19 protein-coding genes are annotated in these 20044 nt (G+C 64.1%); 3 read left to right on the top strand and 16 right to left on the bottom strand.

Going from position 1 to position 20044, the window contains the following annotated elements; translation table 11 throughout:
• Positions 1 to 45 precede the first annotated feature (45 nt).
• From parC to rpoZ, 11 genes are all read right to left on the bottom strand, one after another.
• The gene (parC, locus tag IC761_RS16005; protein WP_195804149.1) at positions 46 to 2304 is read right to left on the bottom strand and encodes a DNA topoisomerase IV subunit A; all 2259 of its coding nucleotides are present in this window, start codon (positions 2302 to 2304) and stop codon (positions 46 to 48) included.
• A 60-nt stretch (positions 2305 to 2364) separates the two neighbouring features.
• A complete protein-coding gene (locus IC761_RS16000) occupies positions 2365 to 2643 on the bottom strand; it encodes a hypothetical protein (RefSeq protein ID WP_195804148.1) in 279 nt (92 codons plus the stop codon).
• Between the two features lie 98 nt (positions 2644 to 2741).
• Entirely contained in the window at positions 2742 to 3494 is a 753-nt protein-coding gene (recO, locus tag IC761_RS15995; protein ID WP_195804147.1) for a DNA repair protein RecO, read from the bottom strand.
• Positions 3495 to 3562: 68 nt separating this feature from the next.
• A complete protein-coding gene (locus IC761_RS15990) occupies positions 3563 to 3943 on the bottom strand; it encodes a hypothetical protein (protein ID WP_195804146.1) in 381 nt (126 codons plus the stop codon).
• 21 nt (positions 3944 to 3964) lie between these two features.
• A complete protein-coding gene (gene era, locus IC761_RS15985; protein ID WP_195804145.1) occupies positions 3965 to 4888 on the bottom strand; it encodes a GTPase Era in 924 nt (307 codons plus the stop codon).
• The gene (rnc, locus tag IC761_RS15980) at positions 4878 to 5738 is read right to left on the bottom strand and encodes a ribonuclease III (RefSeq protein WP_195804144.1); all 861 of its coding nucleotides are present in this window, start codon (positions 5736 to 5738) and stop codon (positions 4878 to 4880) included. The genes era and rnc overlap by 11 nt, the downstream gene beginning before the upstream one ends.
• Positions 5735 to 6499 (bottom strand): signal peptidase I, encoded by a 765-nt coding sequence (gene lepB / locus IC761_RS15975; RefSeq protein ID WP_195804143.1) that lies wholly within the window; start codon positions 6497 to 6499, stop codon positions 5735 to 5737. The genes rnc and lepB overlap by 4 nt, the downstream gene beginning before the upstream one ends.
• Before the next feature lie 250 nt (positions 6500 to 6749).
• Positions 6750 to 7169 carry a holo-ACP synthase gene (gene acpS, locus IC761_RS15970; RefSeq protein WP_195804142.1) on the bottom strand — a complete coding sequence of 140 codons (420 nt, stop codon included), beginning with the start codon at positions 7167 to 7169 and terminating at the stop codon, positions 6750 to 6752.
• On the bottom strand, positions 7166 to 7918 hold the full coding sequence (locus IC761_RS15965) for a pyridoxine 5'-phosphate synthase (RefSeq protein WP_195804141.1): 753 nt from the start codon (positions 7916 to 7918) through the stop codon (positions 7166 to 7168). Before IC761_RS15965 ends, acpS begins: the two co-directional genes overlap by 4 nt.
• 41 nt (positions 7919 to 7959) lie before the next feature.
• On the bottom strand, positions 7960 to 10248 hold the full coding sequence (locus IC761_RS15960) for a RelA/SpoT family protein (protein WP_195804140.1): 2289 nt from the start codon (positions 10246 to 10248) through the stop codon (positions 7960 to 7962).
• A gap of 207 nt (positions 10249 to 10455) precedes the next feature.
• Positions 10456 to 10848, bottom strand: coding sequence for a DNA-directed RNA polymerase subunit omega (rpoZ, locus tag IC761_RS15955; protein WP_027522935.1), 393 nt, complete (start codon positions 10846 to 10848; stop codon positions 10456 to 10458).
• 329 nt (positions 10849 to 11177) lie between these two features.
• Here rpoZ and IC761_RS15950 point away from each other — a divergent pair, with 329 nt between their 5' ends.
• Both IC761_RS15950 and IC761_RS15945 read left to right on the top strand, forming a co-directional pair.
• Complete coding sequence (locus IC761_RS15950) at positions 11178 to 11822, top strand: LabA-like NYN domain-containing protein (protein WP_195804139.1); 645 nt, start codon at positions 11178 to 11180, stop codon at positions 11820 to 11822.
• The gene (locus IC761_RS15945; protein ID WP_195804138.1) at positions 11803 to 12477 is read left to right on the top strand and encodes a uracil-DNA glycosylase; all 675 of its coding nucleotides are present in this window, start codon (positions 11803 to 11805) and stop codon (positions 12475 to 12477) included. The genes IC761_RS15950 and IC761_RS15945 overlap by 20 nt, the downstream gene beginning before the upstream one ends.
• Here the strand turns inward: IC761_RS15945 and IC761_RS15940 are convergent.
• The 4 genes from IC761_RS15940 to dapA are packed head-to-tail and all read right to left on the bottom strand — an operon-like array spanning position 12474 to position 14951.
• On the bottom strand, positions 12474 to 13055 hold the full coding sequence (locus IC761_RS15940; RefSeq protein ID WP_195804137.1) for a peroxiredoxin: 582 nt from the start codon (positions 13053 to 13055) through the stop codon (positions 12474 to 12476). The two genes, IC761_RS15945 and IC761_RS15940, sit on opposite strands and share 4 nt — an antisense overlap.
• A gap of 4 nt (positions 13056 to 13059) precedes the next feature.
• On the bottom strand, positions 13060 to 13533 hold the full coding sequence (gene smpB, locus IC761_RS15935) for an SsrA-binding protein SmpB (protein ID WP_027530006.1): 474 nt from the start codon (positions 13531 to 13533) through the stop codon (positions 13060 to 13062).
• Between the two features lie 59 nt (positions 13534 to 13592).
• Positions 13593 to 14006 (bottom strand): large conductance mechanosensitive channel protein MscL, encoded by a 414-nt coding sequence (gene mscL / locus IC761_RS15930; protein WP_195804673.1) that lies wholly within the window; start codon positions 14004 to 14006, stop codon positions 13593 to 13595.
• Between the two features lie 54 nt (positions 14007 to 14060).
• Complete coding sequence (gene dapA / locus IC761_RS15925) at positions 14061 to 14951, bottom strand: 4-hydroxy-tetrahydrodipicolinate synthase (RefSeq protein WP_195804136.1); 891 nt, start codon at positions 14949 to 14951, stop codon at positions 14061 to 14063.
• A gap of 240 nt (positions 14952 to 15191) precedes the next feature.
• On the opposite strand from dapA, the gene IC761_RS15920 reads away from it, so the two are divergent.
• A complete protein-coding gene (locus IC761_RS15920; RefSeq protein WP_195804135.1) occupies positions 15192 to 17654 on the top strand; it encodes a transglycosylase SLT domain-containing protein in 2463 nt (820 codons plus the stop codon).
• A 453-nt stretch (positions 17655 to 18107) separates the two neighbouring features.
• Here IC761_RS15920 and IC761_RS15915 read toward each other — a convergent pair whose 3' ends face one another.
• Positions 18108 to 19688: a porin gene (locus IC761_RS15915; protein ID WP_195804134.1), complete on the bottom strand. Its 1581-nt coding sequence runs from the start codon at positions 19686 to 19688 to the stop codon at positions 18108 to 18110.
• Positions 19689 to 20044 lie beyond the last annotated feature (356 nt).

Raw genomic sequence — 20044 nt, 5'->3', positions numbered from 1 at the left:
ACAGCCATGCAAGAGCATTGCTGTACATCAGGAATAAGAGAGCGATTACCCGATCGCCTTGCCGAACTTGTTCGACTTCGGGAAGCCCTTCGGCGGAAGGCGGCCGGCATCCGCGCGAGTGCCTTGCCACTCGGCGAGCTCCTTCATGGTCGCCGAGAATTCGCGGCCCGCGGAGTCCTTCCAGGTGAGGCCCGCCTTGGCGTCGAACACTGCAATGTCCGACAGGCCGCCGTCCTTGTACTTCTGCAAGCGCACGCCGCGGCCACGCGCCATCTCCGGCACCTGGTCGAGCGGGAAGACCAGCATCTTGCGGTTGTCGCCGATGACCGCGACGGTGTCGCCGAGCACCTCGGTGATCGCGCGCGCCTCGTTCGGCATGTCGACGTTGAGGACCTGCTTGCCCTTCTTGGTCGTGCTGACGCAATCGTCCTCGTTGACGACAAAGCCCTGGCCCTCGTGGCTCGCGACCAGGAATTTGCGTCCGCCCTTGTTGACGAACAGCGCGACGGGCGCGGCCTCCTGCTCGAGGTCGATGAACAGGCGGATCGGCTCGCCATGACCGCGGCCGCCGGGCAGCTTCGCCACATCAAGCGAATAGAACTTGCCGTTGGTGGCGAACAACAACAGCTTCGACGTGGTCTCGGCGAAGAAGGCGAAGCCGAGCTTGTCATCCTGCTTGAAGGCGAGCCCCGAGAGATCCTCGACATGGCCCTTCATGGTGCGGATCCAGCCCTTGTCGGAGACGACGACGGTGACCGGCTCGCGCTCGACGAGAGCTTCCTCCATCGCGGCGAGATCGTGCTCGGGGGCGTCGGCGAAGGTGGTGCGGCGCTTGCCGAGCGGCGTCTTCGGTCCGAACATGTCGCGGACCTTGCCGACCTGCTCGCCGACCTTCTTCCACTGCTCGGTCTCGGAGGCGAGGATGGCGTTGACACCCTTGAGCTCGTTGCGGAGGTTCTTGTCCTCGGTGCGGATCTCCATTTCCTCGAGCTTGCGCAACGAGCGCAGCCGCATGTTGAGGATGGCTTCGGCCTGCACCTCGGTGAGCTTGAACCGCTTCATCAGCGCCGGCTTCGGCTCATCCTCGTTGCGGATGATCCTGATCACCTCGTCGATATTCAGAAACGCGATCAGGAAGCCGCCGAGCACCTCGAGCCGGTTCTCGATCTGCACCTTGCGATAGCTGGTCCGGCGGATCAGCACGTCGCGCAGATGGTCGAGCCATTCGCGCAGGCACTCCGCGAGCCCCACCACCTTGGGGATGCGGCCCTTGATCAGCACGTTGAGATTCAGCGGAATCTTGTTCTCGAGCTCGGTGAGCCGGAACAGCGATTCCATCATCAGCGCGGGATCGACGTTCTTCGACTTCGGCTCGATCACGATGCGGACGTCTTCGGCCGACTCGTCCCTGATGTCGCCGACCAGCGGCAGCTTCTTCTGGTCCAGCAGCTCGGCGACCCTCTCGATCAGGCGCGACTTCTGCACCAGGAAGGGGATCTCGGTGACGACGACGACCCAGGTGCCGCGTGCGCCCTCCTCCTGCTCCCATCTCGAGCGGACGCGGAACGAGCCACGGCCGGTGGTGTAGGCCTCCGCGATCGCCTGCTTGGAATCGACACAGATGCCGCCGGTCGGGAAATCCGGGCCCTTGACCCATTTCAGCAGGGCCTTCGACTTCGCGTCGGGCTTCTCGATCAGATGCAGCGCCGCGTCGCAGAGCTCGGCGGCGTTATGCGGCGGGATGGAGGTCGCCATGCCGACCGCGATGCCCTGCGCGCCGTTGGCGAGCAGGTTCGGGAAGCCGCCTGGCAGCACGACCGGCTCCCTCGACTGGCCGTCGTAATTGGCGCGGAATTCGACACCGTCTTCGTCGATGCCGTCGAGCAGAAGCCGCGCGACGTCGGTCATGCGCGCTTCGGTGTAGCGGTAGGCGGCGGGGTTATCGCCGTCGATATTGCCAAAATTGCCCTGGCCGTCGACCAGCGGATAGCGCGAGGAGAAGTCCTGCGCGAGACGCACCATGGCGTCGTAGATCGCCTGGTCGCCATGCGGATGGAACGAGCCCATCACGTCGCCGACAATCTTGGCGGACTTCTTGAAGGCCGTGCCGGGGTCGAGCCTGAGCAGGCGCATGCCGTAGAGGATGCGCCGGTGCACCGGCTTCAGGCCGTCGCGCGCATCTGGCAGCGCGCGATGCATGATGGTCGAGAGCGCATACGCGAGATAGCGCTCTTCCAGCGCCTCACGCAGCGGAACGTCGTGAATTTCGGCCGGTTCTTCCGGCGGAACGATTCGTTTTCCCATGCCGCCCGGTTAAACCGTGGAAGCGAATCGGGCAAGGATCGATTGGTTCCCTGTGGGTCGTTACTGGCCTGCCCAGCCGGCAGTCACGGTGGGCTGAACCTTGGCCTGTGCGGTCACAGGCGCGTTGGTCAGGCAACGGCGGGCGGCCTCGATTTCAGCCTCGGTCGCGCCCTTGGATCTCGCCCATGTCTCTGCGGCCGCAGCGGAATATTTCGCCACATAGTACCTGACGACGGTGCAGGAGGCGCGGCGAAACACGCCCGGTTGCGGCTCGCCGGCTATCGCGTCCGGCGCAACCGCGACCAGCGCGGCTGACAATACGAGTCCCCTGATCAACATTTAGGCTATCCCCGTTGTGGAACCTGCTCGGCCAACTGGTACAAGCACAATTCGTTCCGGAGAAACATGTCCTGAGGCAGGGCAGAGACTCAGTCAGCTCATGGCGCCGGGAGCGCCGCTTTGGCCTGCTGCCGTGTCAGGGCGCTGATGAAGCCGGCCCGCGCGTCGGAATGCCCCTGTCCTCGCGGCTCCAGCACGTGGCGCAGCAGGAATAGGCCGGTGAGCCGGAAGCCGTCCTGGAGATCCTCGTCGGTGAGGTCGTCGTGCATCTGGCCCTGACGCAGGAACGGTGGCAGCCGCAACAGCCGGTCGCGCCACGGCTCACCTGCCGTGCGTGACACCGCGCCGCCGGATTTCGGCGAGACGTAGATCAGGTCCGTGGTCTCCCCAGTCACCGCGCAGTTTTCGAGCGCGAGCCCGAAGCCGAGTTCTCCGAGCATGGCCAGCTCGAAATGGATCACGTGCACGGCGGCGCTGCCGATATCGTCGAAATCGTCGAGCGAATGCTCGAGCATCGCAAAGATCTGCTCGTGCGGATCGCGCTCCGGCAGCAGCCGTGCAATCGAGGCAAGATGAGTGACGCCATAAACACCATGCGACGATCCCAGCAGCGTCGCCGCGCGCAGCTTCAACCCCTCGATGGCATAGGTGCCGAGATGCTCGTCGAGCCGCGCCCGCCACACCGCGCTGACGCTGTTGCCGGGCTGCAAGAGCGGCCGCAGCCGCGAGCCGGCGCCACCGCGCACGAGCCCGAGATGCCGGCCGTGGCCGCGAGTCAGCAGCTCGACGATAGCGCTACTCTCGCCATGCCGCCGCACGCCCAGCACAATGCCTTCGTCGGTCCATTCCATGGCGCGAAGTGTAGCGCAATTCGAGCGATCGTAGGGTGGGCAAAGCGAAGCGTGCCCACCAATTTCGATCACGCGTTGAACCAGCCCTGGGCATCGCCGCTGAAGGAAAAATACAGCCCGAACGCCGTCAGCACGCAGGACACGATCTCGATGACGCTGTCGAGCTCGAGGCCCCGCTCGCCGATGATCTGCGCGAGCGAGATCACCGATAGCACCAGTGCTGCTCCCAGCACCCAGCGCGGCCAGTTCTTGCGCCAATGCGCGGCCAACCAGACGAAATAGACCAGCAGCAGGATCATGCCACCCGCGAGCAGGGTCGCCGTCATGATCATCTGCTCGGTCATCTCGGCATTTGGCGTTCGGTCCTGCACTGCGACCGACAGGGCATCCAGCATCAGCGATGCATAGAGCAACGCTTCGAAGCGCTGGACGTTACGGGGCACGCTCATCGGATACCGATCTGTTCTTGCTTATTCTTTGGGAAATTCCAGGCCCATCTCGCGGTAGCGATCGGGATCGTCACCCCAGTTCTCGCGCACCTTGACGAACAGGAACAGATGCACCGGCGCATCCAGGATCTGCATCAGCTCTTTCCGCGAGTCCGCGCCGATCGACTTGATGGTGGCGCCGCCCTTGCCGAGCACGATCTTGCGCTGGCTCTCGCGCTCCACGAAGATCGTCTGCTCGATGCGCACCGACTTGTCCTTGCGCTCCTCCCATTTGTCGGTCTCGACAGTGGACTGGTAGGGCAATTCCTGGTGCAGCTTCTGATAGATCTTTTCGCGCGTGATCTCGGCCGCCAGCTGCCGCATCGGCGCGTCCGACATCTGGTCCTCGGGATAGAGGTACGGGCCCGGCGGCACCATCTCGGCGAGCGTGGCGCGGATGTCGTCGACGCCGTCGCCCGAGATCGCCGCGATCATGAAGGTCTTCGCAAACTTCATGCGCTCGTTCGCCGCCTGCGCCAGCGCCAGCAGTGTCTCGCGCTGGACCAGGTCGACCTTGTTGATGACCAGAATCTTCTCGTGGTTGACGCTGGCGGCCTTGGTGAGGATCGCCTCGGCCTCCTCGTCGATCCCGGTCTTGGCATCGAGCAGAACGCAGACGAGATCGGCGTCATGCGCCCCGCTCCAGGCCGTCGAGACCATGGCGCGATCGAGTCGCCGCTTCGGCAGGAAGATGCCGGGCGTATCGACCAGGATGATCTGCGCGTTGTTCTCGATCACGATGCCGCGGATCAGCGCGCGCGTGGTCTGCACCTTGCGCGAGACGATCGTGACCTTGGCGCCGACCAGCGCGTTGACCAGCGTGGACTTGCCGACATTGGGCGCGCCGATCAGCGCCACGAAGCCGCAGCGCGTCGCAGCCGGTGCCTCGCTCGTTTCAGCCATCATTGCCGCCGCCAACGCCTTCGCGTTCGATCATGACGGAGGCCGCAACCTTCTCCGCCGCGCGCTTGCTGCCGCCGATGCCTTCGGCCGGCGCCAGCCCCGGCAGGTCGACCGCGACGCGGAACTGCGGATCGTGATGCGGCCCGGTGCGCTCGACCTCGCGATAGACCGGCGTCGGCAGTCCCTTTCCCTGTGCCCATTCCTGGAGCACGGTCTTGGGATCGCGCAGCGGCCGCCGCGGCTTGTGCATGCGCTCGGTCCAGTTGCGCTTGACGAATTCGGATGCCGCCGCATGGCCGCCGTCGAGGAAGATGGCGCCGATCACGGCCTCGCAGATGTCGCCGAGGATCGACTTGCGCAGGCGGCCGTCGGCGGCGGGGCCGACCGAGCCGAGCTTGATGTCGTCGAGCAGCCCGAGCGATTTTGCGACATCGGCGCAGCTCTCCTTGCGCACGAGCTCGGCGAGGCGCTTCGACAGCTCGCCCTCATCGGCGTTTGGAAAGGCGTGATAGAGCATGTCGGACACGACGAGACCGAGCACGTGGTCGCCGAGGAATTCCAGCCGCTGGTAGCTGTCGCCGCGCTTGCGCCCGGACTTCAGCGCCGAGACATGCGTGATCGCCTGCATCAGCAGGTTCGGATCGGCAAAGCCGTGCCCGATACGCGCCTCGAGCGCAGCATTTGCGTCGGCCGCCGCCTTGTCCTTGGCCTTGCTGCCCCTCACCCGCTTCTTCTTCGCAGGAGTCTTCGTTTCAGCGGCCTTGGTGGCGAGCGCCTTTGTTGCAGCTTCGCCCTCAGGAGCGGCTTGCGCCTCGATCGGTTGGGTCGTGATGTCCTTGGCTTCGTCTTTCATCGGACGATTTTGAAGAAGCGATTCCAGCGCACCGACCACGGCCAGCGCCAGAACATCCAGGCGTGCTCGCCCTCGCCGATGGAGAAGAAGATCATCTGGGCGCGGCCGATCAGATTTTCCGCCGGTACATAGCCGACCTGGCCGAGAAAGCGGCTGTCGGTGGAATTGTCGCGGTTGTCGCCCATCATGAAGAAATGGCCGGGTGGCACGGTGTAGACGTTGGTGTCGTCCATGTAGCCATGGTCGGCGCAATCCAGCGTCTCATAGGACACGCCATTCGGCAGCGTCTCCTTCCAGCGCTTCACCCGCGAGATGCCACCGCCTTCGGAGCCGCACGGATCCTCGCCGACATATTCGCTCATGCGCTGCCGCTCGACCGGCGTGTCGTTGATGTAGAGCAGGCCGTCCTTCATCTGGACGCGGTCACCGGGAAGGCCGATCACGCGCTTGATGTAATCGGTGGAGTCGTCCTTCGGGAGCCGAAACACGACGATGTCGCCCCGGTTCGGATCCGAACCCCAGATACGTCCCGAGAACAGCGGCGGCGAGAACGGGATCGAGTAGTGGCTATAGCCGTAGGAATATTTCGAGACGAACAGATAGTCGCCGACCAGCAGCGTCGCCTTCATCGAGCCGGACGGGATGTTGAAGGGCTGGAACAGGAAGGTGCGGATCACCAGCGCGATCAGGAGAGCATGGATCACGACCCGGATCGTTTCGCCGACGCCGCTCTCAGTTTTTGTTCCCGAAGTCACGCTCATTGCTCTCTCAATTCCGACCGGCGGTCACAGAGCGCCCTCCTCCCGCGAACGGCCCATCGCTTTCGCGGTGCAAGGAGATTGTCCTGATTCTGATAGTGAGGGCCAATTCCGGCGTAAAGCCGAATTCGCCCAGGCTGATCTGCGTCGGCGGACTTTTAGACGGTTGTCGGGGGCCACGCAATCAAGGATCTCATCAAAAACCTGCAAGACATTGATTTTCAATACGAATTATAAAATGACCGCCAGGCGATCAGGGCTTGACCAGCGGCACCGCGGAAATGATCACGAAGGCCTGCGCCAGGGGCCAATCGTCGGTGATCGACAGATCGATCCGGGCCTCGAACCCCTCCGGCGTCAGGGCCTGAAGCCTCGCCAGAGCGCCTCCGGTCAACCGCATGGTTGGCCGCCCGCCCGGCAGGTTGACCACCCCCATATCGCGCCACCAGACGCCGCGCCGGATCCCGGTGCCGAGCGCCTTGGAGCAGGCCTCCTTGGCGGCAAAACGCTTGGCATAGGTTGCGACCACCATCTTCTCGTTCTTGGCCCGCCGCTCCGCCTTGGCCCGCTCGGCCTCGGTGAAGATGCGGTCGAGGAAGCGCTCGCCATGGCGCTCGATCACCTTGCCGACACGGGTGATGTCGATCAAGTCGGAGCCGATGCCGATGATCATGCCCTGCTCCGGCCGCGATCCATTGCGGCGCGCATGCTGCGCACGGTCTCGGCGAGGCCGACGAACAGGGCTTCGCCGATCATGTAGTAGCCGATGTTGAGCTCCATGATCTCCGGCAGGCCAGCGATCTTCTCCGCCGTCGCATAATCGAGCCCATGCCCGGCATGGACCTCGAGCCCCGCGTTCTTCGCAAGCTTCACGCCCGCCACGATCCGCAGCCACTCGGCCTCGGCTTTCTCGGTGTGGCCGTCGACCACGGCATCGCACCACGCGCCAGTGTGGATCTCGATCACAGGCGCGCGCAGCCGCGCCGCCATTTCGATCTGCGCGGGGTCTGCGGCAATGAACAGCGAGACGCGGATGCCGGCATCGTTGAGCCGCGCGATGTAGGGCGCGAGCGCGTTGTGCTGGCCGACCGCATCGAGGCCGCCTTCGGTCGTCACCTCCTGCCGGCGCTCCGGCACCAGGCACACCGCGTGCGGCTTGGTCGCGAGCGAGATCCGCATCATGTCGTCGGTCGCCGCCATCTCGAAATTGAGCGGCTTGGAGATCCCGGCCTTCAGCCGCGCCATGTCCTCGTCGCGGATGTGCCGGCGGTCCTCGCGCAAATGCGCGGTGATGCCGTCAGCGCCGGCCTCGATCGCCAGCAAGGCCGCGCGGACCGGATCGGGATGGCGGCCGCCGCGCGCGTTACGGACGGTCGCGACATGGTCGATATTGACGCCGAGGCGGAGCGGAAGAGCGGGCATTGCAGGGACTCTCGTAAGCGCAAGAACAGACCGAAAGGCGCCTATCCATTAACACGTTCGACGCGGGCGACGACCGCCTTCGCGCGCAACTGGGCCAGGATCGCGCTCAAATGTTTCAAATCGTAGACTTCGAGGTCGATCGTCGTCTCCGTGAAGTCGGGCGAGCGGCGCTGCATGCTGATATTGTCGATATTGCCGTCGTGCTCGGCGATCACGGTCGCGATCTGCGCCAGCGCGCCGGGCTCGTTGACGTTCTCGACCTTGATGCGGGCGGGGAAGCGCTGCGGCACGGAATCCTCGATGTCCCAGCGCACGTCGAGCCAACGCTCCGGCTCCTCCTCGAAATCCTTCAGCGCCGGCGACTGGATCGGATAGATCGTGATCCCCTCGCCCGGCGTGACGATGCCGACGATGCGGTCACCGGGCACGGCGCCGCCATTCGGCGCGAACTTCACCGGCAGCTCCGAATTGATGCCACGGATCGGAATCGCGACGGGGCTGCGCGGCGGCTCGGACGCCGCCTTCTCCTTGAGCTTGGCGGCGAGTCCCTTCTTGATGCCGTAGCGCGCGACGCGCTCCTCCTTGTAGTCGGGATACATCGCGCGCGCGACGTGGGAGGCCTTGATCTCGCCGCGGCCGACCGCCGCCATGACGTCCTCGATCGAGGTGCGCGCGAGCCGCGGCAACGCGCCCTTCAGCTTGTCGTCGGCATATTCGATCTTGGCGCGTTCGAACAGGCGCTCGACGATGCGCCGGCCGAGGCCGACATATTGGTCACGCACGGCGGTACGCGTGGCACGTCGGATCGCAGCGCGCGCCTTGCCTGTGACCGCAAGCGTTTCCCAGGCCGAAGGCGGTGCCGATTGCGCCTCCGAGGTCAGTACCTCGACCTCGTCGCCGTTCTGGAGCTCCGAGGACAACGGCGAGAACTTGCCGTTGATCTTGCAGCCGACCGCGCTGTTGCCGACGTCGGTGTGCACCGCATAGGCGAAGTCGATCACATTGGCATGGCGCGGCAGCGCGATCAGCTTGCCCTTCGGGGTGAAGCAGAACACCTGGTCGTGAAACAGCTCGAGCTTGGTGTGCTCAAGGAATTCCTCGGGATTGGCACTCTCGGAGAGGATGCCGACGGTGTGACGCAACCAGGCGAACGCGGTGGACTCGCGCTTGAGGAATTCGGTCGGCGAGCCCTCGCCTTCCTTGTAGAACACATGCGCGGCGATGCCGCGCTCGGCGATCTGGTCCATCGCCTCGGTGCGGATCTGGAGTTCGGCGCGCTGGTTGCCAGGACCGATGACCGTGGTGTGGATCGAACGATAATCGTTCTGCTTCGGCGTCGAGATGTAGTCCTTGAAACGCCCCGGCACGACCGGCCAGGTGGTATGGACGATGCCGAGCGCGCGGTAGCAGGCCTCGACGTCGTTGACGACGACGCGGAAGCCGAAGATGTCGGACAATTGCTCGAAGCCGACCGACTTGCGCTCCATCTTGGTCCAGATCGAGAACGGCTTCTTGCGGCGGCCGTAGACCCGCGCGCCCAGGCCGCGGTGGCGCAGATTGTTGGAGAGCTGGTCTTCGATCTCGCCGATCAGATTGCGGTTGCGCTCGGCGAGCGCGTCGAGCCGCTGCATCACCACAGAATAGGCCTCGGGATCGAGGGTGCGGAAGGACAGATCCTCCAGCTCCTCGCGCATTTCCTGCATGCCCATGCGCCCGGCGAGCGGCGCGTAGATGTCGAGCGTCTCCTCGGCGATGCGCCGGCGCGATTCGGTCGGCACGAATTCCAGCGTGCGCATGTTGTGCAGGCGGTCGGCGAGCTTCACCAGGAGCACGCGGACATCGTCGGCAATCGCCAGCAACAGTTTGCGCAGATTCTCGGCCTGCTTGGCCTCGCGCGAGACGAGCTCGAGCCGCTTCAGCTTGGTCAGGCCCTCGACCAGCGCGCCGATCTCCGATCCGAAGATCTGGTCGATCTCGGCCCGCGTCGCCTCGGTGTCCTCGATCGTGTCGTGCAGCAATGCCGCGACGATGGTCGCGTCGTCGAGCTTCAGGTCGGTGAGAATCGCCGCCACTTCGAGCGGGTGGGAGAAATACGGATCGCCGGAGGCGCGGGTCTGCGAGCCGTGCGCCTTCATGGCGTAGACATAGGCGCGGTTCAGCAGGTCTTCATTGGTGTTGGGATTGTAGGACCGAACGCGCTCGACGAGGTCATATTGACGCATCATGCGCGCACGCGGCTTCGCCGGCCGCGCCACCTGCGCAGTCGGGGCCACGGCAACCGATTCGGTTGCGGCCTGCATCTGCGTTGGTCTGCGGCGTCGATACACCATGCGTCCTGCCTTCAAACGGGCCGAGGGAGGGCTCGTTGTATACATCTTAGCGCCGATCGCGCGCGCGGCCGATCAATTCGATGCAAGCTGCGCGGCGCCAATCGACAACGCCATGGTAACCACGAAAACGGCAACAAAAGCAAAGGCCCGAACACGGGTTCGGGCCTTCGATAAGATCACAACAATTCGAAGATCACGATAGGACGATTACTCGTCTTCCTCCGGCTGCTCTTCCGGCGGCGCGAGCCCTTCGAGGCCCTTCAGGAGCTCCTCTTCGGTCATGCGCTCAACCGCAACTTCCGTGTCGTCCGCATCGACGCTCGCGCCCGCGGAACCGATCAGCGGCACCGTATCCGGCTCGGGCTCATCGACCTCGACGAACTTCTGGAGGGAGTGCACGAGCTCCTCGCGGAGGTCCTCCGGAGAGATGGTCTGGTCGGCAATTTCACGCAAAGATACAACAGGGTTCTTGTCGTTATCGCGGTCAACCGTTAGTTGTGAACCGGACGAAATCATGCGGGCCCGGTGGGCGGCCAGCAGGACCAGGTCAAACCGGTTGTCGACCTTGTCGATACAATCTTCTACGGTGACGCGAGCCATAGACTGTCGCTCCGTTGTGGGTGGGACGAAATATGTGGATGATTGGGGGTAGTTATAGGGGCCAGGGCGATTTCGCAAGGCCAATTTGTGATTTGGCCTCGCCAAACGGCTCTGGTACCTCCACATTGGGGCTGGGATGGGTGGTTTCCCGGGCTGCCATTGAGGGCGGCGCCGGGTGTATGAAAGTCCGCCATAACTATACCTTGATTGCCCCGACTTCTCCGGATTTGCGGTTTCGACGGGTTTCGGCAGCACTTTGAATTGCGCGGCTGGCTGCCGTCGCGCCAACAATAAACGAATTTATCACGAACACTACGCGAGCAAACTGAATGTCACCTTCCCCTACCAACAAGATTGCGCTCTTCATCGATGGGGCCAATCTCTACGCGACGGCAAAAACTCTCGGCTTCGACATTGATTACAAGCGTCTGCTGAAGGAATTTCAGAGCCGCGGGACGCTGCTGCGGGCGTTCTACTACACAGCGATCATCGAGGATCAGGAATATTCCTCGATCCGTCCCCTGATCGACTGGCTGGACTACAACGGCTACACCGTCGTCACCAAGGCGACCAAGGAGTTCATCGACGCCTCCGGCCGCCGCAAGGTCAAGGGCAACATGGACATCGAGCTTGCGGTCGACGCCATGGAGCTCGCCGAGCACATCGACCAGATGGTGCTGTTCTCCGGTGATGGCGACTTCCGCTCCCTGGTCGAGGCCGTGCAGCGCCGCGGCGTGCGCGTCACCGTGGTCTCCACCATCGCCAGCCAGCCGCCGATGATCGCCGACGAGCTGCGCCGCCAGGCCGACGTCTTCACCGATCTCGTCGAGCTGCAATCCAAGCTCGGCCGTGATCCGTCCGAACGCCCCGCGCCACGTGATCGCGGCGAGCGCGAGGGACGCCACCACGCTCCGCAGTTCCTCCAACGCGCGACCACCATGGCGCCGAGGGGCGATGACGACTTCGAGGAGTGAGGCGGCCCGGTCAAGCCGCCAGCCCCCCGCCCTCGTTCCCGACCGTGACTGTCCGCTCTGCCCGCGCCTGGTCGCCTTTCGCGAGGCGAACCGCGCGCGCGAGCCGTCCTGGCACAACGCGCCGGTTCCGCCGTTCGGCGATATCACGGCGCGCCTGCTCATCGTCGGCCTCGCGCCGGGGATGCAGGGCGCCAACCGTACGGGCCGGCCGTTCACCGGCGACTATGCGGGTGATTTGCTCTACGCGACCCTGATCGAATACGGCTTTGCCAGCGGCACCTATCAGGCGCGCCCCGACGACGGTATGAAGCTGGTGGATTGCCGGATTGCGAACGCGGTGCATTGCGTGCCGCCGCAGAACAAGCCGCTGCCGGTGGAGATCAACACCTGCCGACCGTTTCTCGTTGCGAACCTCGAGACGATGCCGAACCTGCGGGCGATCATCGCGCTGGGGCGGATTGCGCACGACACCCTGCTCAAGCCGCTAAAGCTGAAGGCCTCGCAAGCGCCGTTCGGCCATGGTGCGGTGCATCAGGCTGGCCCGTTCCGGCTCTACGACAGCTATCACTGCTCGCGCTACAACACGAACACAGGCGTGCTGACGCCTGACATGTTCCGCTCGGTGTTTGCGAAGGTGAAAGCCGATCTCGATTAGGCGCTAACGGGATTGGCCTTCAGCCAGTCCAGCACATCGCCGGCGTTCCGGTCGGGCGGAAACACCGGATAGAACACATGCGTGATCCTGGCGTCGTCGATGATCAGCGCCATGCGCTTGATCAGCGTCAGCCCCGCAACCTCCATGGTCGGCAGAGTGAGCGCGCGCGTGAGCTCCAGCTTCTCATCCGAGAGCACGGGGAATGGCAGATGCAGCCGCGACGCCATTTCGGTCTGGTATTCGTTGCTCTGCGTCGAGAGCCCGAACACCTGCGAGGCGCCGGCGGCCTTCAGCTCGGCGAACAGGTCACGAAATGCGCAGGTCTGCGGCGTACAGCCGCGCGCGCCCGGGATCATGTCCCAGTCCTCAACCAAAGCGATTTTGCCAGGCTCGCCCGTGCGCGGATAGGCGAAGACCACGGTGCGGCCGGAGAGCGCCGACAGCGTGACGGAATTGTCGTCGGTCGCGCGCAGGCCGATCGCGGGTAGCCGCATGCCGGTCAGATGCGCGGCGCCACCGTCGTCAGTCGGTGCGGGAATCTGGCTCCAATCGACCTCGAGCAGGTTTCTCTGATTCATCTCGCTATCCCCTTGCCCGCATCAGCCGGCCCTTCTCCCGGCTCCAGTCGCGCTTCTTCTCAGTTTCGCGCTTGTCGTGCAGCTTCTTGCCCTTTGCAACCGCCAACTGCAATTTGGCGCGACCGCGCTCGTTGAAATAGAGTTTGAGCGGAATCAACGTCATGCCTTCGCGGTCCACCGCGCCCATGAGCTTGTTGATCTGCCGGCGGTGCAGCAGCAGTTTCCGCGGCCGTTTCGGCTCGTGGTTGAAGCGGTTGCCCTGGAGGTATTCGGGAATGGTGGCGTTGATCAGCCAGATCTCGCCGTCCTTCGAGTCGGCGTAGGATTCCGCGATCGTGCTCTTGCCGTTGCGGATCGACTTGACCTCGGTGCCCGTCAGCGCAATGCCGGCCTCGATCGTATCCTCAATCGCATAGTTGAAGCGGGCCTTGCGATTTTCCGCCATGACTTTGATCGGACGTTCGTTCTTGTCGGCCATGGAAGTCAAACCCGATCGAGATGCGCTGCGATGCTAACAGTTTGGATGAAGCGCGCGCGTCACTTCTTGAGGAGATCACGGATCTCGGTCAGCAGCGCGGCCTCGGCCGACGGCTTCGGCGGGGCGGCGGGCGCCGCCTCTTCCTTGCGCTTCAACGTGTTCATGGCGCGGATCACCAGGAACAGCACGAAGGCGACGATGATGAAGTTGATCGTCAGCGTCAGGAAGCTGCCCCAAGCGAGCACGGCACCTTGCTTTTTCGCGTCAGCTAAATTGGTGGCAGTGACTGCCTTCGACAAGGGGGTGAAGTAGTTCGAGAAGTCGAGGCCGCCGGTGACGGCGCCGATCATCGGCATGATCACGTCGCCGACCAGCGAATTGACGATCGCGCCGAAGGCCGCGCCGATGATGACACCGACTGCGAGGTCGACGACGTTGCCCTTCATGGCGAACTCGCGGAACTCCTTGAGCATCCGCATGCCCTTTTCCTCGACGGCGCTCATGAAAGCTCCCCGGTGGCTGATGCGTCAGTTGATCAGGCCAGCGTGCACCATGGCACTGCGCACGGCAACGCGGGTCGGCTCGGACACCGGCACCATCGGCAGCCGCAGCGCCTCGTCGAGCTTGCCAAGCAGCGTCATCGCGTACTTGATCGGGGCCGGATTGCTCTCGATGAAGAGGTTATTGTGCAGCGGCATCAGCTTGTCGTGGATCGCGAGCGCCGCCTTGGTGTCGCCCTTCTGCCAGGCGGCGTGGAATTCCGAGCACAGCCGCGGCGCCACGTTCGAGGTCACCGAGATGCAGCCGTGGCCGCCATGCGCCATATAGCCGATGATGGTGGCGTCCTCGCCGGAAAGCTGGTTGAAATCCTCGCCCATCGCGGCGCGTTGCTGCGACACCCGCACCATGCTGGCGGTGGCGTCCTTGACGCCGGCGATGTTCTTCAGCTCCCACAGCCGCTTCATGGTGTCGACCGACATGTCGATCACCGAGCGCGGCGGGATATTGTAGATGATGATCGGAATCCCGATCGCGTCGTTGATCGCCTTGAAGTGCTGGTACAGCCCTTCCTGGGTCGGCTTGTTGTAATAGGGCGTCACCACCAGCACGGCGTTGGCGCCGGCCCTCTCGGCATGCTGGGCGAGCTCGATCGCTTCCTTGGTCGAATTGGAGCCCGCACCTGCGATCACGGGCACGCGGCCCTTGGCCTCCTCGATGCACCATTCGACCACCTTCTTGTGCTCGTCATGGCTGAGCGTCGGGCTCTCGCCGGTGGTGCCGACCGGGACCAGGCCATTGGTGCCCTCGGAAATCTGCCAGTTGACCAGCGACCGGAATGCCGCCTCGTCCAGCGAACCGTTCTTGAACGGCGTGACCAAGGCGGTGAACGACCCCCGGAATTTCGTCTTGGCTGCCATGGACTTCCTCCGTACGCGGCGATCTCTTGAGCAAGCTCCCTTCATATCGGGTCTCACCTGCCGGTAAAAGGGCCGCTGCCCCATGACGCACCGATTAGGCCGCGATTTTGCCGCGGTGGTGGTGCAAACCCGGCGAAGGTAAGCGGCTGTTGGTATTTTGTCCGCATATTCAATCAAATACAGCCAGATCTTGTACAGATAGGTCTTGAGCCAATTCACTGATTCGGGGCGACGTACGCCGTGACCTCCTTTTCCCATGCCTCATGGCGATCCGCTGGTCTGGTCGTGTGCCTGCTGGCGGGGCTGTCGATAGGCTGCGCCGCCTGGGCCAAGTCCGATGAGACGACCGCGGAAGGAACCAAGGACACCGCGAAGCCAGCAGCCAACGCCGCCAAGGGACCTGCCAAGGGATCGGCCAAGGAGACAAGCAAGGCAACTGGCAAGGACTCAGCGAAGGGCGCGAGCACGGGAGCTGCTGGCGCTCCGGCAAAGGACATTGCGAAGAAACCTGCCAAGGATGCCGGGAAGGACGCCAGCAAGGAATCCGCGAAGCCCAAAGCTGACAAGCCCAAGCCCGACAAGCCGAAGGCTGCGGCAGCGGCCCCTGCGCCAAAATCAGGACCGACCGCCAACGGTTCGGCCCCCAAGACCGCACCCGCCCCGGCTGTGACGGCGACCATCAGGCCCACCGCCCCGGCGCCTGCCAGACCGGTCGCAGCTCCGGTGCTGGCACCCGCGACCCGCCAGCACGCAGCACCGCTCAAGCCAGTGACGCCGGCCGCGATCGCTGCGACCTCGTCGACGTCACAAGCCGACAAGGACACGCTGGAGAACGTCATTGAGCTCGTACGCAAGCGCAGGTCGGGCGACGCCTCCAATTACGCCGCCTCGATCACCGATCCAGTCGCGCGAAAGCTCGCCGAATGGATCATCCTGCGCAGCGAGGACAATGGCGCGACCGTGGAGCGCTACCGTGCCTTCCTCTCCGCCAATCCGAGCTGGCCGTCGCAGACCTTCCTGCGCCGGCGCCTCGAAGCCGCGATGTGGGACGACCGGCGCGACGACTCCGTGGCATGGTCGTGGTTCGAGAACGAATCCCCCGTGTCCGCGAAGGGCCGCTTCACGCTCGCCAAGGCGATGCTGGCGCGCGGCGACCGCGCCAATGCCGAGCGGCTGGTGCGCGAAGCCTGGCGCAACGATCCGATGTCGGAAGACACCGAGAACAACGCGCTCGACCAGTTCGGCGCGCTGCTGACGCCGGGCGACCAGAAGGCGCGGATGGACACGCTGCTCTATGGCAGCGAGACCGAGGCCGCTCTGCGTGCCGCCAAACGCCTCGGTGCCGGCTATGTCGCGCTCGCGAAGGCCCGCATCGCATCCAACAGAAAGGCACCGAACACGCGCGCGCTGCTCGAGGAGGTGCCGCGTGAATTGCACAACGATCCCGGCTTCATCTTCAGCAAGATCCAGCTCTTGCGTCGCGAGGAGAAGTTTGCCGAAGCCGCCCAGCTGATGCTGTCGGCGCCGAAGGATCCGAACCGGCTCTATAATCTCGACGAATGGTGGATCGAGCGGCGGCTGCTCGCGCGCAAGATGATCGACACCGAGGAATTCCGCAGCGCCTATCTGATCGCGCGCGACGCGGCGCTGCCCTCGCGCGACATCTACAAGACCGAGCAGGAGTTCACGGCGGGCTGGATCGCGCTGCGCTTCCTCAACGATCCCGCGGCAGCCAGCCAGCATTTTGCCCGCATCGGCATCGGCAGCGTCAATCCGACCACACTGGCGCGTGCCGGTTATTGGCAGGGCCGCGCAGCCGAGGCCGCAGGCCGCCAGCAGGAGGCGCGCAACGCCTACGCTCGCGCCGCCGAGCAATCCACCAGCTATTACGGCCAGCTTGCGCGCGCAAAGCTCGGCCTGCCGCAGATCGAGCTCAACAGCCAGCCACGCGGCCGCGGGGCCGAGCGGCTGGAGATCGTGCGCGCCGCGCAGCTGCTCTACGAGCTCGACGAGCGCGAGATGGTGGTGCCGATGCTGGCGGACATGGGCGAGAACGGCGATCCCGAGGCCCTCACCGGGCTCGGCGAGCTGACCCAGCGCTACAGCGACGCGCGCGGCATGCTGCTGGTCGGCAAGGCCGCGCTCAACCGCGGTTTGCCGTTCGACTTCTACGCCTACCCCGTCAACGGCATTCCGCAGTTCACGCAGATCGGCCCCGAGGTCGAGCGCAGCATCGTCTACGCGATTGCGCGGCAGGAAAGCGCGTTCAACCCATCCGTGGTCTCGCCAGCGCAGGCCTATGGCCTGATGCAGGTGACGCCCGACGCCGCGCGCTATGTCTGCAAGCGACACGGGGCGACTTACGACCTGTCCCGACTGAAGAACGATTCGTCCTACAACGCCACGCTCGGCGCCGCCGAGCTCGGCGGACTGCTCGAGGATTATCGCGGCTCCTACATCATGACTTTTGCCGCCTACAATGCCGGCCGTAGCAGCGTGAAGAAGTGGATCGACCGCTACGGCGACCCGCGCGACGCCAAGATCGACGCGGTCGACTGGGTCGAGCTCATTCCCTTCTCCGAGACGCGCAACTACGTGCAGCGGATCATGGAGAACCTGCAAGTCTACCGCGCCCGCTTTGGCGGCGGCACTCGGTTGCAGATCGAGGCGGATTTGCGCCGCGGTACCGGGAGGGTGGAGTAACTGCCCTCCTCACTCGAGGCTCTGGTGAGCGCATCGATTGTGAGCGCCACGCCCGTCCCCGCCTGTCCTTGAACGGGAGACGCTGAGGGTCAGGAAGCGCTTGAGCAGACGCTTCTGAGGCTCGATTCAGGAAGCCGCTGGCTCGCGGACAGAAGCTCGCTTGTGGCCATCCTTCGAGACGCCCGCCTATGGCAGGCCCTCAGGATGAGGTCGCGTTTCGCGGCGAGACCCTCATGTGAGGAGCCCGCCAAGGCGGGCGTCTCGAACCATGCAGGCCGAGCTGGTTCGGCATTCTCCAGCCGTCATATGCGATAACCCCACCTGACTAGGCGGCCCAGCAATCAGCTCACCCGCTTGACCAAACGTCCTAGCGGCCACGCGCAGGCCGCTCCAGCAAAAGAAAAGCCCCGGCGGTTTCCCGCCGGGGCTCTCTGTCAGATCGTTAGACCGAACTTACCAGTTGCGCTGAGCGCGGAGGAGCAGAACGACCGAGTCCTGATCCTTGAGCTCGTACACTGCGGCCGGCTTGGCGGTCGTGCCGGACGGCGTGAACGCAACCGTACCAGCATACTTCTGGTCGATGTGGGTCCAGGCAACGTCCGCCGAGAACGTCAGGTTCTTGACCGGGGTCCAGCGGGTGATGATACCCACCTGACCGACGTTGAAGTCGGGGTTACACGAGGTCACACCGGCCAGGGCACCGAACACGCCACCACCGATACCGGCGGGGCCGCAGATCGTGGTCTTGGCCAGGCTGCCGAACTGCACGCCGGCGTAGGCACCGTAGATCGCCGTGTTCCAGTAGGGATCCCAGTTGTGGGTGTAAGCGCCACGGAAGCCCCAGGTCTTGACGGTCTCCTGCGAGCTGCCGGTGATGTACACCGTGTCCGGAGCGTTGGCGAAGCCGATGCTGCCGTAGGCACCAGCAAGGCCCGAGCTACCGAACATCGAGTAGGAGCTGCCCGCGAGGTTCTGGAAGTTGTAGCGGGTCGCGCCGTCGGTGTAGACGCCACCGATGTTGATCACGTCACCCGCACCAGTCGGGATGTTCTTGATCGACAGAGCGAGCTGAACCGCCCAACCCCACTTGTCGTCGGGGTGGCCAGTCGGCTCGGTCGCGCCGTAATAGGCAACGTGGTTGTCATGCGCAGCGACCGACGCCTGGAACAGACCCCAAGCCTGGTCGACACGCACCATACCAACGAGGTTCGGAGAACGCGAACCGCCGATGGCGTTGGAGCCGTACGAGCCGCCGAGGATGCCAGCCGCAGACGCGCCGGTCATGTTGAGGTTGCCGGCCTGGAGGTACTGGGTCGGATCTTCCGCCGAGAACGACGCCGTCACGCCCTGACCGAAGTCAGCGGTGTAGGTGAACTGGAGGATACCAGTGACCGTGCCGCTGCCGCCGACGAGACCGTCGAAGTTGTTGCCGGGATAGTTGGTCCAGGGCGCGTCGAATTGCGACACGGCCTTACCCATCGTGAAGCCGGCGAACTGGATGAAGGCGTAGTACACGCCGAGCGAACCGGCCGAGGTGTTGCCGTCAGTGCCGTTGATCGAAGAACCAACAAGCGCCGGGGTCGCACCAGAGGTGTTGAGCGCCAGCGTACCGCTGTAGGCGGTGGTGCCGGTCGCGCTGCCGGTACCGGCATAGTTGCCGGTCGTCCAGGAGAACACGCCGTCGAAGAAGGTGCGGACCACGCCGTACTCGGTCGCGGTGCGCGTGTCGATGTTGAGGTCTTCACGAGCGCGAGCCGTGTAGTAGTTCGTCAGACGGTTGCGCGAACCCGCGTTTGCGGTGAACTGGCCGCTGAAGTCCGAGTTGGTGTTCACCGCGACTTCCGCGCGCAGGTAACCACCCAGCTTGATGCAGGTGTCGGTGCCCGGGATGTAGTAGAAACCCGCACCGTACAGGGAGCAGATCTTCACGTATTCGACCGCTTTGGCCTTCACGGGGAGATCGGCTGCCTGCGCTCCGCCCACGGCGATCAGACCCGCCGCTGAGCCGAGCAAAAGGCTCTTAACCAACTTCATGTTAAACCTCCAAGTTGCTCTTCAGGGAAGGTCACTGACCCGAACGGCCAATTCCCCAACCCCCTCTAAATCACCGCTTTGGTCACCTTCGCGTCTTCGGACACACCCGCATGAACGCGAGGGACTTAAGCGAAAGACCTAAACGGGACGACCTCGGGATGCCCCCCTCCGTCGCTCAGTCACAATTACCGAAGGCCCTTGCACACACAACAAGAGAACGCTCCGAAACGAGCCAATGAAGCGTGTTTTCCAACGGGTGTTGCACAAATAACACGCAGATGTGATCAAGTCGCCCGCGCAAGCCATTGAATTTATTGTCATTTTATAACCGGTTCCATTTGCCGCCGAAATTCTCG

The organism is Bradyrhizobium commune, assembly GCF_015624505.1.
GTDB lineage: Bacteria > Pseudomonadota > Alphaproteobacteria > Rhizobiales > Xanthobacteraceae > Bradyrhizobium > Bradyrhizobium commune.
Note: the sequence above shows the minus strand (reverse complement) of the source record. Positions and strands in the feature narration are given on the sequence as shown.

Excerpts from the sequence above, each read along its gene's own strand:
- IC761_RS15960 (WP_195804140.1), bottom strand. The coding sequence starts at position 10,248 with ATGGTGTATCGACGCCGCAGACCAACGCAGATGCAGGCCGCAACCGAA.
- rpoZ (WP_027522935.1), bottom strand. The coding sequence starts at position 10,848 with ATGGCTCGCGTCACCGTAGAAGATTGTATCGACAAGGTCGACAACCGG.
- IC761_RS16000 (WP_195804148.1), bottom strand. The coding sequence starts at position 2,643 with ATGTTGATCAGGGGACTCGTATTGTCAGCCGCGCTGGTCGCGGTTGCG.
- recO (WP_195804147.1), bottom strand. The coding sequence starts at position 3,494 with ATGGAATGGACCGACGAAGGCATTGTGCTGGGCGTGCGGCGGCATGGC.
- mscL (WP_195804673.1), bottom strand. The coding sequence starts at position 14,006 with ATGCTCAAGGAGTTCCGCGAGTTCGCCATGAAGGGCAACGTCGTCGAC.
- rnc (WP_195804144.1), bottom strand. The coding sequence starts at position 5,738 with ATGAAAGACGAAGCCAAGGACATCACGACCCAACCGATCGAGGCGCAA.
- parC (WP_195804149.1), bottom strand. The coding sequence starts at position 2,304 with ATGGGAAAACGAATCGTTCCGCCGGAAGAACCGGCCGAAATTCACGAC.
- smpB (WP_027530006.1), bottom strand. The coding sequence starts at position 13,533 with ATGGCCGACAAGAACGAACGTCCGATCAAAGTCATGGCGGAAAATCGC.
- IC761_RS15940 (WP_195804137.1), bottom strand. The coding sequence starts at position 13,055 with ATGAATCAGAGAAACCTGCTCGAGGTCGATTGGAGCCAGATTCCCGCA.
- IC761_RS15945 (WP_195804138.1), top strand. The coding sequence starts at position 11,803 with ATGACGACTTCGAGGAGTGAGGCGGCCCGGTCAAGCCGCCAGCCCCCC.
- IC761_RS15950 (WP_195804139.1), top strand. The coding sequence starts at position 11,178 with ATGTCACCTTCCCCTACCAACAAGATTGCGCTCTTCATCGATGGGGCC.
- IC761_RS15915 (WP_195804134.1), bottom strand. The coding sequence starts at position 19,688 with ATGAAGTTGGTTAAGAGCCTTTTGCTCGGCTCAGCGGCGGGTCTGATC.
- acpS (WP_195804142.1), bottom strand. The coding sequence starts at position 7,169 with ATGATCATCGGCATCGGCTCCGACTTGATCGACATCACCCGTGTCGGC.
- era (WP_195804145.1), bottom strand. The coding sequence starts at position 4,888 with ATGATGGCTGAAACGAGCGAGGCACCGGCTGCGACGCGCTGCGGCTTC.
- dapA (WP_195804136.1), bottom strand. The coding sequence starts at position 14,951 with ATGGCAGCCAAGACGAAATTCCGGGGGTCGTTCACCGCCTTGGTCACG.
- IC761_RS15965 (WP_195804141.1), bottom strand. The coding sequence starts at position 7,918 with ATGCCCGCTCTTCCGCTCCGCCTCGGCGTCAATATCGACCATGTCGCG.
- IC761_RS15990 (WP_195804146.1), bottom strand. The coding sequence starts at position 3,943 with ATGAGCGTGCCCCGTAACGTCCAGCGCTTCGAAGCGTTGCTCTATGCA.
- lepB (WP_195804143.1), bottom strand. The coding sequence starts at position 6,499 with ATGAGCGTGACTTCGGGAACAAAAACTGAGAGCGGCGTCGGCGAAACG.